Below are 14,299 nucleotides of genomic sequence, written 5' to 3'. Positions count from 1 at the left end.
CCCACGGTGTGGGAGGAGGAGGGCCCGATACCGATGCGCATAAGGTCGAAGACGCTCAGCGGGCGGGGTGCCTGCTCGACGTCGATCGCCCCGGCGAGGAGGGCCGCGGGCGTGGCCGAGTCCAGAGCCGTGGAGACGAGGGCGGTGTCCGGAGCGAGAGCCGACACATCGGTGGCAGCGGGACTCGCCGATCTGGCAGGGCCGGCAACGACGGAGATGTTTGTCGAGGCAGGGAGTTCAGGGCCGGTCACATCCCCATGATGCACGCCCGGTGCCCGGGCTCCCAAGTTTCGACGAACTCGAGCCGATTCGCCGTCAGTCGGTGGGGCGCACCAGCCACCAGGCGGCGTAGGGAGGCACGGGTACGCGCCCGTCCCCCGCCCCGTTCAGCGACGTGGACCCGAAGGGGACCGTGTCGGTCAGGACGTCGGTGGCTCCCATGACGCCGAGCCGGGCGAGCTGGTCGGCGGCCACCGAGCGCCACTGCGGCGTCACGTTGTACACGCCCACGAAGCTGCCACGCGGGTGGTCCCGGTAGGTCACCAGCACCCCGGGATCGTCGACGTCCTGCACCTGGGTGCGCACGACGGCGTCGAGCTGGGGCAGGCCCGCGCGCATCTGCGCCATATGCGCCAGATCGGTGAAGACGCGCCCCTCGACGGTGGAGCGGTCGTGCCGGTTGGCCATCCGGGCCTCGTCGAGCCGGGGCCGCCCGGCCCAGCGCGAGTCGGCCTCGTGGCCCGGCTCGGTGTCCCAGTTGGGGTCGTTGGGCTGGGCGAGCTCGTCACCGCTCCACAGGACGGGGATGCCGCCCCACCCGTAGAGGATGGCGTGGGCCATGCGCAGGGCGTGGATCCGTTCCTCGCGCCAGGTCCACAGTGACTCGACCTCGTGCTCGGGGGTTGCGTCGGTGACGCCCTCCCAGGCCTCGGCGGCGGCCTCGATCCCGATGAGCGAGGCCGCGGTTCCGGCGATGCGCCGGTCCCCAGTGGCCGGGTTGTGCTGGAAGACGAGACCCGCGGCGTCGGAGGTGGGGTACTCGCCGCTGTACCAGTCGGCGAGGAAGGCCCGGTGGTCGTAACCGCCAAGGCCCACGGCGGCCGCGTCGTCGTCGTCGATGGCCCAGCCGATGTCGTCGTGGCAGCGCAGGTAGGTGATCCAGGTGGCTGTGGATGGCTCGATGGGCAGGTTCTGGAGCGCCTCGACGGCCAGCGTCGTGTCGCGCGCGGCGAGCATGGACCAAACCTGGACCATGAGGGAGTTGTGGTAGGCCAGGTCGGAGACCTTGCCGGTGTACTTGCCCTGGCCGAGGTACTGGAGGAGCTCGGTGGGAGCCACGATCGCCTCGGCCTTGAGGTCGATGGCGGGGCAGGCGATGCGGGTCAGGGCGCGCAGGGCCTCGGTGATGGCGTGGACCTCGGGCTGACCCTGGCAGTCGGTGCCCAGGCGCTTGATGGTGAAGGCGATGGCGTCCAGGCGCAGCACCTCAACGCCGCGGTTGGCCAGGTCCAGGACGATGCCCGCGAACTCGGCCATGACACGGGGGTTGCGCCAGTTGAGGTCCCACTGGAAGGAGTTGAAGGTGGTCCACACCCAGCCGCCCACGCCGTCGTCCCAGGTGAAGTTGCCGGGGGCGAAGTCGGGGAAGACCTCCGGAAGGGTGCGCTCGTAGGCATCGGGCTCGGTGCGGTCAGGGAAGATGAGGAAGTAGTCGCGGTAGCGCTGCTCGCCGGCGCGCGCCCGCACCGCCCACTCGTGCTCGGCGGCCACGTGGTTGAGGACGAGGTCGACCACGAGCGAGATGCCCTCGGCGCGCAGCTCACCGGCCAGGTGCTCCAGGTCCTCCATGGTGCCCAAGTCCGGGCGCACGGAGCGGTAGTCGGCGACCGCGTAGCCCCCATCGGAGTCGCCGGGGCGCGGAGTGAGCAGGGGCATGAGGTGGAGGTAGGTCACCCCCAGCTCGCGCAGGTAGTCGATGCGGTCCTCCACGCCGCGCAGGGTGCCGGCAAAACGTTCGGTGTAGGCGGCGTAGCCGATACGGCCGGGGTGCTGGGCCCAGGAGGGGTCGAGGGTGCGGGCCAGGTCCAGGCGGCGCAGCTCGTGCTCACGCTCCACGTAGGCCTGGGCGGCCAGGGCCAATAGGTTGAGAGCCTCCTCCTCGGCGACCTCGCCGTAGAGGGTGGTCAGGCCGTCGAGGAGGTCGGGGTACCAGGCCTCCACGCGAGTGAGGAAGACGTCGCGTTCGGCGGCCTCAAGCGGGTCCAGGATATGGAAGACGATGTCGTCGAGGGATGATGGGAGGGGAGTGGTGGCGCTCATGGAACCATGGTCCCTGATTCGGGGCCGCTGCGGTACTGATTTCCTTGCCGTGCCGCCCGCGGGTCGACCATCCGGGGAGGCGGCGGCCATCGACGGGGATCCGCTCACCGACGGAGGCTTTCCACGTCGCCGAGTGCTTCCCGGAACCGGACGGAGGCATATCGCGCGCGCAAGTGCCGTGTGATTCCGGTTCCCGATGACGTCGAAGGGCGCCGGCCATAAGTGACCAGCGGGATGGCTCCGCGGACACCGGGGTTCAGGATCCGATGGCGTCGTAGGACTCGCGGTGGGCAAGAATCTGGGCGGAGTTGTCCTGGATCCAGGTGCGCAGCGCGCCGATGGGCGCTTGGAGGCTGCGGCCCAGGTCAGTCAGCTCGTAGTCGACTCGCGGCGGTACCCCGGGCAGCTGGGTGCGCGTCACAAGGCCGTCGCGCTCCATGGATCGCAGCGTCTGGGTAAGGACCTTGGGCGTCACCCCGCCGATCCGCGAGCGCAGCTCTCCGAAGCGGCTCGGCCCATCGGCCAGCACCGTCACCACCAGCGGGGTCCAGCGGTCGACGACGTGGCGCAGCACCGTGCGCGACGGGCAGGCCGGCGACAAGATGTCGAAGTCGAAGACCGTTTCCCCGCCGTTGCCGTCGGCGACGCCGCTGCGCTCCGCGCCCTCGGCCCGCACCGAGTCCTCTGACTTGCTCGCGGCCAGCGCGTCTGAGGAGGCACCGACGGCATCAGCATCATCACTCCGGCTGCGTTCCTTCTGCTGATGCCCAACCAACTCAGCATCCTGTGACACAACACACTCCTTTAGTTACTTTGAGGTACTCAGTATCAAAATCATACCATCAAGTCATCGCGAGGCGGTGGCCCCACCGCGTCCGTCACAGGCACAACCTCACCTATTTCAGGAGGAAGACTCATGAGAATCGCCGTCATCGGAGGAACCGGCATGGTCGGCTCGGCCACTGTCACCGAGGCAGCCTCCCGCGGTCACGAGGTCGTCTCGGCCTCCCGTTCGGCTCGCCACGCCGAAGGCGCCACCCAGGACGTCAGCCTCACCCTGACGGACACGCAGGCCGTTGTCGACCTCATCAATAGCTCTGACGCCACCGTCATCGCGGTCTCAGCAGGCCGCGGAGAGTCCGCTCAGCCCGTCATCAACGCCCACCGCGCCCTCATCGCAGCGGCCCCGGCCAGCAGACTCGTCGTCGTCGGCGGCGCAGGCTCCCTGCTGACGCCCGACGGCGCCCGCCTGGTGGACAGCCCCGACTTCCCCGAGGAGTACAAGCCCGAGGCCCTGGCCTTCTCCGAGATCCTCGACCTCTACCGCGAGGCCGGCAGCGCTCTCAGCTGGACCCTGCTCTCCCCCGCCCCGGAGTTCACTAACAGGCCCCGCACCGGCACCTACATCGAAGGCGCCGACGAACCCGCGGGCAGCGAGATCTCCGTGGCCGACTTCGCCGTCGCCCTGGTCGACGAGGCCGAGAAAGACAGCCATCGCGGTCGGCGCTGGACCATCGCGAACGCCTGAGCGGGCCGACAACGGCATTCCGCCGTCGAGCCGGGCCGGTTCCACGTGATCGGCCCGGCTTGGCCGGTGCGCTCCGGACGGTGCACGCTAGGGACATGACTCCCATCGCCCTGACCATCGCCGGCTCCGAGGCCTCGGGCGGCGCCGGTGCCCAGACCGACCTCAAGACCTTCCACACCCTCGGCGTCTTTGGCTGCACGGCCCTGACCTGCATCGTGTCCATGGATCCCGAGAACGACTGGAACCACCGCTTCGTCCCGGTGGGCCCGGCCGTCATCGCCGACCAGATCGAGACCTGCGCCTCGGTCCACTCGCGCGTCGACGCCGTCAAGATCGGCATGCTGGGCACGGCCCCCACCATCGACGTTGTCGAGCGGGCGTTGGAGACCTACGACTTCCCCACCGTGGTCCTCGACCCGGTCCTCATCTGCAAGGGACAGGAGTTCGGGGGCGCCCTCGAGGTGGACAACGCCCTGCGCACCAAGATCCTGCCGCGCGCCACCATGACCACCCCGAACCTGTTCGAGGCCGCCACCCTGGCGGGCATGGAGGAGATCACCACGGTCGAACAGCTCAAGGACGCCGCCAAGCGTATTCACGATCAGGGTGTGCCCAACGTCCTAGCCAAAGCCGGCCCGTCACTGGGCACCGGCACCGCGCTGGACGTCTTCTACGACGGCGCCACCTTGGAGGTCCTCGAGGTCGAGGCCGTGGGCACCGAGCGCGTCCACGGCGCCGGCTGCACCCTGGCGGCCGCGATCACCGCCGAGCTCGCCAAGGGCGCTAGCCCGCTTCAGGCCGCCGTCACCGCCAAGGAGGTCGTCTCCTCCTCCATCAGGCACGGCCTGCGCGGCAATATGCCGTTCCTCTACGTCTACCAGGGCGAGTACCGGCGGTCCTGAGCCGCGCCGCTACTGTCCCCAACGGCTCCTCACGGGTTGCCACCTGTACGCCCGCCGCTGACGGTCTCCAGTTCCGTCGGCGGCGGGCGTACGTCATTGCCGACCGTTGCGGTCGCTCGGGCGACTTTTCACGCGGACTACCGCGGTCATCGGCAGACCCGCATTGCCCTGACCTGCGCAGATGCCCCAGGCCCACCAGCGCGAAGCATTGCCGACACAACCTAAAAGCCGCCACCAGTGACACTTCGGCCTGAGCGAACCGGCACGCACCGTCTAGTAGATAGACAATCTAGTAACTAGGTAGTCTATAAACCATGGACTCATCAGCAGCGCGCCTCCTGCGCGGATTCCTGGAACCCTGTCTGCTCTCACTGCTGGCCGAGCATGCCGACTACGGCCTGTCCCTGGCGCAGCGGCTCACCGCCGCCGGCCTGGACGAGGTACCCGGCGGCACGCTCTACCCGGCTCTCATGCGCCTGGAGAAGCGCGGCCTCGTCGCAGTCTCCTGGCGCCCCTCCGTCTCCGGACCCGCCCGCAAGTACTACGAGCTGACGAAGGCCGGACGCACCGAGCTCGCCGCGCGGCGCTCCGAGTGGCGCACTTTCTCCACAGCGGTCGGCGACATCATCGAGGGCCGGAAGGTACGTACGGAGGCCCCCTCATGAGCCCCACCGAGGACGCCAGAGACCCAATGCCGGACACGACGGCCGACTGGTACCGGAGCTTCGAGGCGGAGCTCGCTTCCCATGGCCTGCCAGCTGCCGAGGTCCACCGGACGACGGCGTCAACCCGCGCCGAGGCGGAAGCGGCCGGAGTACCGCCCGGCGACCTGTACGGTCCGGCGGTTCTCTACGCCCGCGAAGTCGCCTCGGCTCTGCGGGATTACCAGGCTGACGTACCCGCTCCCACCGCGGCCGCTCCCGCGGTCCTGCGTCTGACGGAGGTCTCCGCACGCCGCGGACGCCGCACAATCCTGTCAGACATCAATCTCACCGTCCGCCGGGGCGAGGTCGTCGCCGTCGTCGGGGCCAATGGGGCAGGCAAGTCGACCCTGCTCCAGCTCTGCGCGGGCCTACTGCGCGCAAGCAGCGGACGCATCGAGCGGACGCCGCACTTCGGCTACGCGCCCCAGCTCGATTCCTTGGCGCCGCTGCTCACGGTCGACGAGCACCTCCGGCTCTTCGGCGCGGCGCGCGGCATGCGGCGGGGCCGCTCCGTCTCAACGGGACACCGCCTGATCACCCGCCTGGGCTGGACCGCCCGCGGGGACCAGACCGCCGGAACACTCTCCGGCGGGACCCAGCAGAAGCTCAACGTCGCCCTCGCCCAGCTCGACGCACCCGAGCTGCTCCTGCTGGACGAGCCCTACCAGGGCCTGGACGCCCTCGCCTACGAGGACCTGTGGGCCCTCATCTCCTCCTGGCGCGCTTCGGGCGCGGGGGTCCTGCTGGTCACCCACCTGCTGCGCGACGTCGACCTGGTCGATCGCGTCGTCGAGCTGCCGGCTCCACAGGAGACCACCGGCCGGACACACCGATGGACACGGAGGAAGGAATCCGCATGAGTGCACCGCAACCTCACCCAACAGTTTCACGGGCCGAGCAGCCCCGAGCCGGGGGCGCCCGATCCCGGTCGACAGCGGCGACCACTGGCCTCGTCGCTCTCATCACCCTGCGCGAGCTCGCCCGACGGCGCGGCGCCCTCGCACTGGCGACCCTCCTGCCGTTGACCTTCTACCTGGTGCGCCTGGAGACGCACTGGACCGCCATCCGGCTCCTGTCGATCGGCTTGGGCTGGGCGACGGCGACACTGGCGCTGTTCACGCAGGTCTCGTCCCGGTCGGTGGACCGCCGTCTCACCGTGAGCGGGGCGCCGCCGGCAGTGCTGCTGCTGGGCCGCTACCTTGCCGTTCTCGGCCTGGGGTGGACCATCGGCCTGCTCTACAGCTGCCTCGTCCTGACCACAATCGGCGACGAGCTCACCCACCCGGGCGCGGTACCGGTCATGCTGCTGCTGACCGCCACCGTGGCCACTCCCCTGGGCTCGCTGGCGGCCGCCCTGGTTCCGAGGGACCTGGAGGGCGCGCTTCTGCTGCTGTCGATCATGGCGGTCCAGGTGCTCGTCGATCCGACTGAGGACTGGACCCGCGTCCTGCCACTGTGGTCAACCCGAGAGCTGGCCAGCGTCGTCGTGGAGAACCTGGGGTCGGAGAACGCGACTTACCTGCACCGAGGACTGGCGCACGGCTTTGCTATGGCCGTCCTGCTGACGGCGGCGAGCTGGGTCATGGGGGTCCTGCGACTGCGTACGGTGCGCCTTCCGGCCCCGAGTCCTGTTGAGCCGATCTACTCGTAGGCGGGCTCGGGGGTGACGTCGCGCGCCATATTGGCGAAGCGCGACACGTGTCCCTGGAAGGCCACCGGGATGGTGCGGGTCTGCCCGTTGCGGTGCTTGGCCACGATGATGTCGGCCTCACCGGGGCGATCCTCGTTGTTGTAGTACTCCGGGCGGTGCAGCAGGATGATGATATCGGCGTCCTGCTCCAGCGACCCGGACTCGCGCAGGTCGCTCATCTGGGGCTTGTTGCCGGTGCGCTGCTCAGGGCCGCGATTGAGCTGGGCGACGGCGATCACCGGGATCTCCAGCTCCTTGGCCAGCAGCTTGAGGGACCGGGAGAACTCGGAGACCTCCTGCTGACGCGACTCGACCCGCCTGCCCGAACTCATGAGCTGGAGGTAGTCGATGACCATGAGCCCTAAGTTGTGCTGCTGCTTCATGCGCAGGGCCTTGGAGCGGATCTCCGGCATCGTGAGGTTGGGCGAGTCGTCGATGAACAGCGGCGCATTGGACACGGGGTTGTAGGCCACGGCGACGTCGGTCCAGTCGCGGTCCTCCATCTGGCGCGAACCGCGCAGCTTGTTCATGTCCACGCTCGATTCGGCGGCCAGCATGCGCATCATGAGCTCCATGCGCCCCATCTCCAGGGAGAAGTAGCAGCTGGTGATGCCGTGGTGGATCGAGGCCGAGCGGCAGAAGTCGACGGCGAGCGTGGACTTGCCCATGGCGGGACGCGCGGCCACGATGATCATCTGGCCGGGGTGCAGTCCACCGGTGAGCTCGTCGAGCTCGATGAAGCCGGTGGGCACGCCGGTCAGGGCCCCGTTCTCACGGTTCTGAGCGGCCTCAATCTCAAGGTTGGCTTCACCCAGGAGCTCGGAGACGGCGATGTAGTCCTCCTTCTCGCCCTCGTGGTGGGCCACCGAGTAGACCTCGGCCTCGGCCAGCGTGACGAGATCGGCGATGTCGCCGGCATCGGTGGAGTACCCCAGCTGGGTGATGCGGGTACCGGCCTGGACCAGGCCGCGCATGAGCGCCTTATCCTTGACGATCCGGGCGTAGTAGCCGGCGTTGGCGGCGGTGGGCACGGTGGCCATGAGGGAGGCCAGGTAGGGGGCGCCGCCGACGCGCTCGAGCTCGCCGCGCCGGGAGAGCTCATCGGCCACGATGAGGGGATCGGCGGGCTCAGAGCGGTTGTAGACCTCGACGATGGCGTCGAAGATCGACTCGTGGGCCGAGCGGTAGAACTCAGGGCCGCGCAGGACGTCGATGACGTCGGTGATGGCCTCTTTGCTCAGGAGCATGCCACCCAGCGTGGCCATCTCCGCCTCGAGGTCCTGGGGCGGGAGACGATCGAAGGCGGCGCTGTCAGCCCGGATGCCCCCGCTTCCGGTCCCGCCCGAGCCGGTCTGCCCGCCCATGCCGTTGTCCATCCGGCTACACCTTCCGCACTGTCCCTCCGGTTGTCACCGGCCCGTCCTTCCGCTCCCGACGACGGCCCGGCGCGCCAGGAGGACGCTCGCCCGCGTGGAGCGCGCGCGTGACGATAACGCCATCGGGAGGACCTCGCAAACTCTCAAGTTCGCCGGCGCTGGGGATATCCGCACCCCTCCTGTGGGAAGGCCCTCGGAGCCTGGGGACACAGGTGCATCTGCTGTGGACACAGATGTGCGCATCTGGCACCACCGTACCGGAGTGCATCGACCTTTCGTTGCCATCACAGCAATTCTCGGGTTCAGGCTTCCTATAGGCACTTCCCACCACATCACAATGTGATCTGTGGACAAGTGGGTAAACCTGTGGACAAACATGACGCTCGACTTGAGGTCCATCCCGTTTGTGGGTCTCCTACAGGCCTGTCTGAACCGGTTATCCCCAGGTTCCGCACACACCGATCGACAACGGCCTCACGAACGCACTCTCGGGTTACTTTCAGATTTTATTAATTTTTCCTCAAGAAGAATCGTTGTGCGATCCGCCAGGAGAATCGGGGTCGTCAGCCCGACTGATCACACCGAGAACCCGCTGAGGGCCCGAGGTACCATCCTCATCCTCAACCTGTCCATGAGGACAGCCTCGGCACCGGCGCCTCCGGTGCTCGACCGCCCTCCCACGGCGACGGGCACGTGCTGTCAGGCAGTCTCCCGCGCGTCCGCCACTCGGCAGTGCCCGGCGACTGCCAATGGTTTCCAGAGGCTCACGGTGGTCCACAATGGGGCAGTGCCCGATACCAGCCACCCTCCTTCCTCCAGTCTCAATCGTCAGGTCCTGTCCTTGTCCCTGCCCGCGCTGGGGGCTCTGATCGCCGAGCCGCTCTTCGTGCTGGCGGACTCGGCGATGGTCGGCCATCTCGGTGCCGTGAGCCTGGCGGGCCTGTCGCTGGCCTCCACGATCCTGACGACGACGGTGGGCCTGTTCGTCTTCCTGGCCTACGCGACGACCGCAACGACGGCGCGCTTGTTCGGGGCCGGTCGCCGTCGGCGGGGGCTGCGGGCCGGCGTTGACGGGATGTGGCTGGCACTCCTGCTGGGGCTGGGGACGGGAGCCCTCCTGGGGCTGACAGCCCCGTGGCTGACACGGCTGATGGGCGCTCACGGCCCGGTGGCACAGGCCGCCGTCGCCTATCTGCGCGCCTCCAGCCCGGGATTGCCGGGCATGTTCGTCGTCCTGGCGGCCACCGGCGTACTGCGCGGCCTGCTGGACACGCGCACGCCCTTCGTAGTGGCCACCGGTGGGGCGGTCCTCAACGTCGTCGTCAACGCGATTCTGCTCTACGGGGTCGGGATGGGGATCGCGGGCTCGGGTGCCGGCACTGCGATCGCGCAGACGGCCATGGCGCTGGCGCTGGCCCGCCCCATCGTCCGGGAGGCCCGGGCAGCCGGCCTGGGGCTGCTCCCCCACCGGGAGGGTCTGCGAGCCTCTCTGGGCAGCGGAACGCCGTTGCTCATCCGCTCGCTGAGCCTCAGGGTGGCGATCCTGGCGACCGTGTGGGCGGCGACGGCGCTCGGGGACGTGTCGTTGGCGGCCCACCAGGTGGTGAACGCCCTGTGGACCTTCGCGGCCTTCGCCCTGGATGCGCTGGCCGTGGCGGCGCAGGCCCTCATCGGCACCGCGCTGGGACAGGCGCAAAGAGACTCCGACGATTCCGCTGCGACCAACACCGAGGTCGACACCGCGACCGATACCGACGCCGATGCTCGGACCGCCTCAACCACCGCGGGCTGGTCCATCGACGAGCTGTTGCGGCGGATGCTGGCCTGGGGCGCCGGGACCGGCGTGCTCATCGGGGTGCTCATGGCGGCAGGGGCCGCCTGGTTGCCCCGAGTCTTCACCTCCGACGCTGGCGTCATCGCGGCCGCGGCGCCGGCGCTCCTGGTCGCGGCGAGCGCCCTGCCGCTGGCCGGGGTCGTCTACCTGCTCGATGGCGTGCTCATGGGAGCCGGTGACGGCCGTTACCTGGCCCGGGCGGGTCTGGTAACACTGGCGCCCTACGTCCCCCTCGCCCTACTCATCGGCGGCGGCGTACTGCCGGGAAGTTCGGGCTCGACGTCGGGCCTGGTGCAGCTGTGGATCGCCTTCGCCTGGGTGTTCATGGCCTCCCGCGGCACCGCCACCTACCTGCGCGCCCGCGGCACCGCCTGGCGCCACTGATCGGCGTCTCGCCGCGCCCTTCCCCGCACTACCTATCCCACATAGATCCCCCGCGCGTTCGTAGGGTAGGTCGCGCATTCGAGGGGCAAAGGGCACGAACGCGCGACCCACCCTACGAACATGACGCCGTCATCCGGTGGCCACAGAACTGTTGCGCCCAGCCGCGTCCACAGGGCTCCGATGCTCCGGTGGCTGCCTCAGTCATCGCCCACCACTCTTGCCATATGGAGCCCTATCCCGAGCCACCTCAGCTGCCGCCCGTTGTCGCGTCCGCCGGCCCACCGGCCGCTATGCGCAACCCCGTGAGGGTTCTTCGTGGCGTCTACGCGGACATCGGCGCACAGGACCTCCCTCGATGGGAGGCCGACGAGCGCCTCAGTCTGGCCCGCTGCGCCGCCGCCTGTCAGCGGGTCGAGTCCGCGCGCTGCCTGAGCCACGAGTCCGCCGCACTCGTCCACGGTCTGTGGTTACGGGAGCATGAGCCGGACGTCAGTGTCGTCGTCCCATCACGACCGCACCATCCCCACCAGAAGCTCCCCCTCCCGCCAGGAGCACGGCGCCCTGCGTATCTGCGCCGACGACGTCTGACTCTGACTCAGGAGGACATCACCGTCGTCTCGGGTCTGCCTGTGAGCACCTTGATGCGGACCACGGTCGACTGTGCCTTCGACCTTCCCGCCCACGACTCGATCTGTGTGGTCGAGTCAGCGCTCCGCGCTGCCGCTCGTCCGTCGCGATACCAATACTCGCAGTCAGACCGTCGAGTCGAGGCCGCCCGATCTCAGCTCCAAGCGGCCGTCATCGCACAAGGCAGACGTGCCGGGGCACGGCGCGCACGGGCAGTCGTCGCCATGGCCTCGCCTTTCGCCGAATCGCCAGGCGAGTCACTGCTGCACTGGTTCGTGCACGCCTTGGGTCTGCCTGCTCCGCGTATTCAGATGGCGATCGAGGATACGGACAACGCCCGTCTCTATTTCCCCGATGAGGCCTGGCCGGAGTACAGGGTGCTGGCGGAGTTCGACGGGCAGATCAAGTACAAAGCCCCTGAGGACCTGTGGAAGGAGAAGCAGCGCCAGGACGCCCTCACTCGAATGGGCTGGCGCATCGAACGCTTCATCTGGGCGGACTTCAAGCGCCTCGATGTATTGCGCTCCCGGATCCTGGCTCTCTTCCCAGCGACCGTCGCTCGCACCGCTTGTCCCGTAGCAGACCTGTGGAGATGACCGATGACACCCGGCTGCGCGTTCGTAGGGTAGGTCGCGCGTTCGAGGGGTAGAGGGTACGAACGCGCGACCTACCCTACGAACCGGACGTCAGCACGACGCCGTCGGGCCGGTACCTCCCAGTTGGAGGCTCCGGCCCGACGGCAGAAAACGTCCGGTGATGCTCAGCGCGCAGGGACGACGTTGACCTCGATGGGGGCCACGACGTCGGCGTGCAGGCGCACGGAGGCGCTGTGGCGGCCGGTCGACTTGATCGGCGGCACGACCTGGATCTTGCGGCGGTCGACGGCAGGGCCGCCGGCGGCCTTGACCGCGTCGGCCAGGGTCGCGGTGGTCACGGCGCCGAAGAGGCGGCCGTTGTCACCGGCGGTGGCGGAGACGGTGACGACATTCTCCTGCAGCCAGGCGCGCGCGGTCTGGGCGTGCTCGAGGGACGCGATGGAGCGCTTGCGGCGCGCCTCGGCCATCTGGTCGATCTGGCGCTGGGCGCCCTTGGTCCACGGGGCGGCGAGCTTGCGGGGCAGGAGGTAGTTACGGGCGTAGCCGTCCTTGACCTCCACGACCTCGCCGGCGGAGCCGAGGTGGGAGACGTCGTGGGTGAGGATGAGCTTGGTGGTCATTGCGCGTGCCTCCGATCAGCGAGCCGAGCTCGAGTAGGGCAGCAGAGCCATCTCGCGGGCGTTCTTCACGGCCTTGGCGATCTTGCGCTGCTCCTGGACGGAGACGCCGGTGACGCGACGGGCGCGGATCTTGCCGCGGTCGGAGATGAACTTCCGCAGCGTGGCGGTGTCCTTGTAGTCGATGGTGCCGACCTTGATGGCCTTGACGGGGCTGACCTTCTTCTTGGGCTTGCGAAGTTGGGGCTTCGCCATGGTGGTACTCCTTGGTCTGAGCGCCTGGGCGCTCTACGAGATGAAAGTGTGGTGTGGGGGTTAAGGGAGCGGGCCGACGCCGTCGCGGCTCAGAACGGGGGCTCGTCACCGAAGGAGGTGGAGCCGCCCGTGGCCCACGGGTCGTCCGCGGCGCCGCCGGCGGGGGCGTTGTACCCGGACTGGCCCTGGCCGCCGAAGCCGCCACCGCCGTTGTAGCCGCCCTGCTGGGGGCCGCCCTGGTTGAATCCGCCCTGACCGCCCTGGTTGCCGAAACCTCCGCCCTGGGGGCCGGCCTGCTGGCCGCCGAAGCCGCCCTGACCGCCTCCACGGGGCTGGCGGGTGACCTGGGCCTTGGCGTAGCGCAGGGAGGGGCCGATCTCATCGACCTGCATCTCCACCACCGTGCGGTTCTCTCCCTCACGGGTGGTGAAGGAGCGCTGGACCAGTCGGCCCTGGGCAATGACGCGCGTGCCCTTGGTCAGCGACTCGGCCACGTTCTCCGCGGCGTCGCGCCAGATCGAGCAGCGCATGAACAGGGTCTCCCCGTCCTTCCACTCACCGGCGGCGCGGTCGAAGGTGCGCGGCGTGGAGGCGACGGTGAAGGAGGCCACCGCCGCCCCGGAGGGCGTGAAGCGCATCTCGGGGTCCGCGGTGAGGTTCCCGACAATGGTGATGATGGTGTCTCCGGCCATGGCGTTGTCTCCGTTCCCGGTAAGAGGCTCAGGCCTCGGGACGCAGCAGCTTGGTGCGCAGGACGGTCTCATTGAGACCGAGCTGGCGGTCGAGCTCCTGGGCGATCTCGGGCGTGGTGGTCATGTCCACGACGACGTAGAAGCCCTCGGACTTCTTCTTGATGTCGTAGGCCAGCCGGCGCTTGCCCCAGATGTCGACCTTGTCCACGGTGCCCCCGTTGCTGGGGACGACCTGAAGCAGCTTCTCGAGCGTCGCATTGGCGGTGCGCTCGTCCGTCTCGGGGTCGAGGATGATCATGATCTCGTAGTGACGCATGCTTGGTACCCACCTCCTCTGGTCTGTGGCGGTCACGGTCCTTCCGTGACAGGAGGGTGATGCGTGCGGCGCACCATCCGGCGGAAACAGGCTTCATTCCGCCTTCCGCCCGACGACGCAGCCAGATCGCCACATTACCGGACAACCCGTCGGCCCTGGAAGTCGAGACGGTGGGCCGACGACGTGCCATGCAACACGTCATCGGCCCACCGTCAGGTGCCTGCCGGCAAGCCGTAATCAGCCGCCCTGGCCACCTTGGCCGCCACCGCCTTGGTTACCCGGATCGCCGGGCTGCAGGCCTCCGCCGCCTTGGTTTCCACCGTTGCCGCCGTTGCCGCCGCCTTGGTTTCCACCATTGCCGCCGTTGCCGCCGCCCTGGTTTCCACCATTGCCGCCGTTGCCGCCGCCCTGGTTTCCACCATTGCCGCCGTTGCCGCCGCCCTGGTTTCCACCATTGCC

The 14,299-nt window shown here is 68.8% G+C and carries 16 protein-coding genes; 8 read left to right on the top strand and 8 right to left on the bottom strand.

Features of this window, described 5'->3' with window-relative positions; all coding sequences use genetic code 11:
* From HMPREF0975_RS03510 to HMPREF0975_RS16595, 3 genes are all read right to left on the bottom strand, one after another.
* Positions 1–251, bottom strand: a 251-nt coding sequence (locus HMPREF0975_RS03510; RefSeq protein ID WP_049939373.1) for a serine dehydratase beta chain, incomplete at its 3' end; no start/stop codon positions are given.
* Between the two features lie 64 nt (positions 252–315).
* A complete protein-coding gene (locus HMPREF0975_RS03505) occupies positions 316–2,319 on the bottom strand; it encodes an alpha-amylase family protein (RefSeq protein WP_009232757.1) in 2,004 nt (667 codons plus the stop codon).
* 256 nt (positions 2,320–2,575) lie between these two features.
* Positions 2,576–2,995 carry a winged helix-turn-helix transcriptional regulator gene (locus HMPREF0975_RS16595; protein WP_314308666.1) on the bottom strand — a complete coding sequence of 140 codons (420 nt, stop codon included), beginning with the start codon at positions 2,993–2,995 and terminating at the stop codon, positions 2,576–2,578.
* A 240-nt stretch (positions 2,996–3,235) separates the two neighbouring features.
* On the opposite strand from HMPREF0975_RS16595, the gene HMPREF0975_RS03495 reads away from it, so the two are divergent.
* The 5 genes from HMPREF0975_RS03495 to HMPREF0975_RS03475 all read left to right on the top strand — a co-directional run bounded on the left by HMPREF0975_RS03495 (position 3,236) and on the right by HMPREF0975_RS03475 (position 7,104).
* Positions 3,236–3,847: an NAD(P)-dependent oxidoreductase gene (locus HMPREF0975_RS03495; protein ID WP_009232755.1), complete on the top strand. Its 612-nt coding sequence runs from the start codon at positions 3,236–3,238 to the stop codon at positions 3,845–3,847.
* A 95-nt stretch (positions 3,848–3,942) separates the two neighbouring features.
* Positions 3,943–4,749 (top strand): bifunctional hydroxymethylpyrimidine kinase/phosphomethylpyrimidine kinase, encoded by an 807-nt coding sequence (gene thiD, locus HMPREF0975_RS03490; protein WP_009232754.1) that lies wholly within the window; start codon positions 3,943–3,945, stop codon positions 4,747–4,749.
* Positions 4,750–5,063: 314 nt separating this feature from the next.
* Entirely contained in the window at positions 5,064–5,414 is a 351-nt protein-coding gene (locus tag HMPREF0975_RS03485; RefSeq protein ID WP_009232753.1) for a PadR family transcriptional regulator, read from the top strand.
* On the top strand, positions 5,411–6,313 hold the full coding sequence (locus HMPREF0975_RS03480; protein ID WP_009232752.1) for an ABC transporter ATP-binding protein: 903 nt from the start codon (positions 5,411–5,413) through the stop codon (positions 6,311–6,313). The genes HMPREF0975_RS03485 and HMPREF0975_RS03480 overlap by 4 nt, the downstream gene beginning before the upstream one ends.
* Positions 6,310–7,104 carry a hypothetical protein gene (locus tag HMPREF0975_RS03475; RefSeq protein ID WP_009232751.1) on the top strand — a complete coding sequence of 265 codons (795 nt, stop codon included), beginning with the start codon at positions 6,310–6,312 and terminating at the stop codon, positions 7,102–7,104. Before HMPREF0975_RS03480 ends, HMPREF0975_RS03475 begins: the two co-directional genes overlap by 4 nt.
* Here HMPREF0975_RS03475 and dnaB read toward each other — a convergent pair.
* Positions 7,095–8,519, bottom strand: a complete 1,425-nt coding sequence (gene dnaB, locus HMPREF0975_RS03470; RefSeq protein WP_009232750.1) for a replicative DNA helicase — start codon at positions 8,517–8,519, stop codon at positions 7,095–7,097. The genes HMPREF0975_RS03475 and dnaB overlap by 10 nt on opposite strands.
* 787 nt (positions 8,520–9,306) lie before the next feature.
* On the opposite strand from dnaB, the gene HMPREF0975_RS03465 reads away from it, so the two are divergent.
* Both HMPREF0975_RS03465 and HMPREF0975_RS16590 read left to right on the top strand, forming a co-directional pair.
* Complete coding sequence (locus HMPREF0975_RS03465) at positions 9,307–10,737, top strand: MATE family efflux transporter (RefSeq protein WP_049939413.1); 1,431 nt, start codon at positions 9,307–9,309, stop codon at positions 10,735–10,737.
* 938 nt (positions 10,738–11,675) lie between these two features.
* Positions 11,676–11,960, top strand: coding sequence for a hypothetical protein (locus tag HMPREF0975_RS16590; RefSeq protein ID WP_232212446.1), 285 nt, complete (start codon positions 11,676–11,678; stop codon positions 11,958–11,960).
* Between the two features lie 164 nt (positions 11,961–12,124).
* Here HMPREF0975_RS16590 and rplI read toward each other — a convergent pair whose 3' ends face one another.
* The 4 genes from rplI to rpsF form a co-directional block, all read right to left on the bottom strand.
* Positions 12,125–12,580, bottom strand: coding sequence for a 50S ribosomal protein L9 (gene rplI, locus HMPREF0975_RS03455; RefSeq protein WP_009232747.1), 456 nt, complete (start codon positions 12,578–12,580; stop codon positions 12,125–12,127).
* 15 nt (positions 12,581–12,595) lie between these two features.
* Positions 12,596–12,832 (bottom strand): 30S ribosomal protein S18, encoded by a 237-nt coding sequence (rpsR, locus tag HMPREF0975_RS03450; RefSeq protein WP_003783656.1) that lies wholly within the window; start codon positions 12,830–12,832, stop codon positions 12,596–12,598.
* Between the two features lie 89 nt (positions 12,833–12,921).
* Positions 12,922–13,524 carry a single-stranded DNA-binding protein gene (locus tag HMPREF0975_RS03445; protein ID WP_009232746.1) on the bottom strand — a complete coding sequence of 201 codons (603 nt, stop codon included), beginning with the start codon at positions 13,522–13,524 and terminating at the stop codon, positions 12,922–12,924.
* A 28-nt stretch (positions 13,525–13,552) separates the two neighbouring features.
* Positions 13,553–13,840: a 30S ribosomal protein S6 gene (gene rpsF / locus HMPREF0975_RS03440; protein WP_009232745.1), complete on the bottom strand. Its 288-nt coding sequence runs from the start codon at positions 13,838–13,840 to the stop codon at positions 13,553–13,555.
* 255 nt (positions 13,841–14,095) lie between these two features.
* Here rpsF and HMPREF0975_RS16040 point away from each other — a divergent pair.
* A partial coding sequence (locus HMPREF0975_RS16040; RefSeq protein ID WP_009232744.1) for a hypothetical protein occupies positions 14,096–14,299 on the top strand: 204 nt, incomplete at its 3' end.

Origin of the sequence: Actinomyces sp. oral taxon 849 str. F0330 (genome assembly GCF_000239715.1) — a bacterium.
In the GTDB taxonomy this organism is placed as follows: Bacteria; Actinomycetota; Actinomycetes; order Actinomycetales; family Actinomycetaceae; genus Actinomyces; species Actinomyces johnsonii.
Note: the sequence above shows the minus strand (reverse complement) of the source record. Positions and strands in the feature narration are given on the sequence as shown.

Excerpts from the sequence above, each read along its gene's own strand:
- HMPREF0975_RS03505 (WP_009232757.1), bottom strand. The coding sequence starts at position 2,319 with ATGAGCGCCACCACTCCCCTCCCATCATCCCTCGACGACATCGTCTTC.
- HMPREF0975_RS03485 (WP_009232753.1), top strand. The coding sequence starts at position 5,064 with ATGGACTCATCAGCAGCGCGCCTCCTGCGCGGATTCCTGGAACCCTGT.
- rplI (WP_009232747.1), bottom strand. The coding sequence starts at position 12,580 with ATGACCACCAAGCTCATCCTCACCCACGACGTCTCCCACCTCGGCTCC.
- HMPREF0975_RS03445 (WP_009232746.1), bottom strand. The coding sequence starts at position 13,524 with ATGGCCGGAGACACCATCATCACCATTGTCGGGAACCTCACCGCGGAC.
- HMPREF0975_RS16590 (WP_232212446.1), top strand. The coding sequence starts at position 11,676 with ATGGCGATCGAGGATACGGACAACGCCCGTCTCTATTTCCCCGATGAG.
- thiD (WP_009232754.1), top strand. The coding sequence starts at position 3,943 with ATGACTCCCATCGCCCTGACCATCGCCGGCTCCGAGGCCTCGGGCGGC.
- rpsF (WP_009232745.1), bottom strand. The coding sequence starts at position 13,840 with ATGCGTCACTACGAGATCATGATCATCCTCGACCCCGAGACGGACGAG.
- HMPREF0975_RS03475 (WP_009232751.1), top strand. The coding sequence starts at position 6,310 with ATGAGTGCACCGCAACCTCACCCAACAGTTTCACGGGCCGAGCAGCCC.
- rpsR (WP_003783656.1), bottom strand. The coding sequence starts at position 12,832 with ATGGCGAAGCCCCAACTTCGCAAGCCCAAGAAGAAGGTCAGCCCCGTC.
- HMPREF0975_RS03480 (WP_009232752.1), top strand. The coding sequence starts at position 5,411 with ATGAGCCCCACCGAGGACGCCAGAGACCCAATGCCGGACACGACGGCC.
- HMPREF0975_RS03495 (WP_009232755.1), top strand. The coding sequence starts at position 3,236 with ATGAGAATCGCCGTCATCGGAGGAACCGGCATGGTCGGCTCGGCCACT.
- dnaB (WP_009232750.1), bottom strand. The coding sequence starts at position 8,519 with ATGGACAACGGCATGGGCGGGCAGACCGGCTCGGGCGGGACCGGAAGC.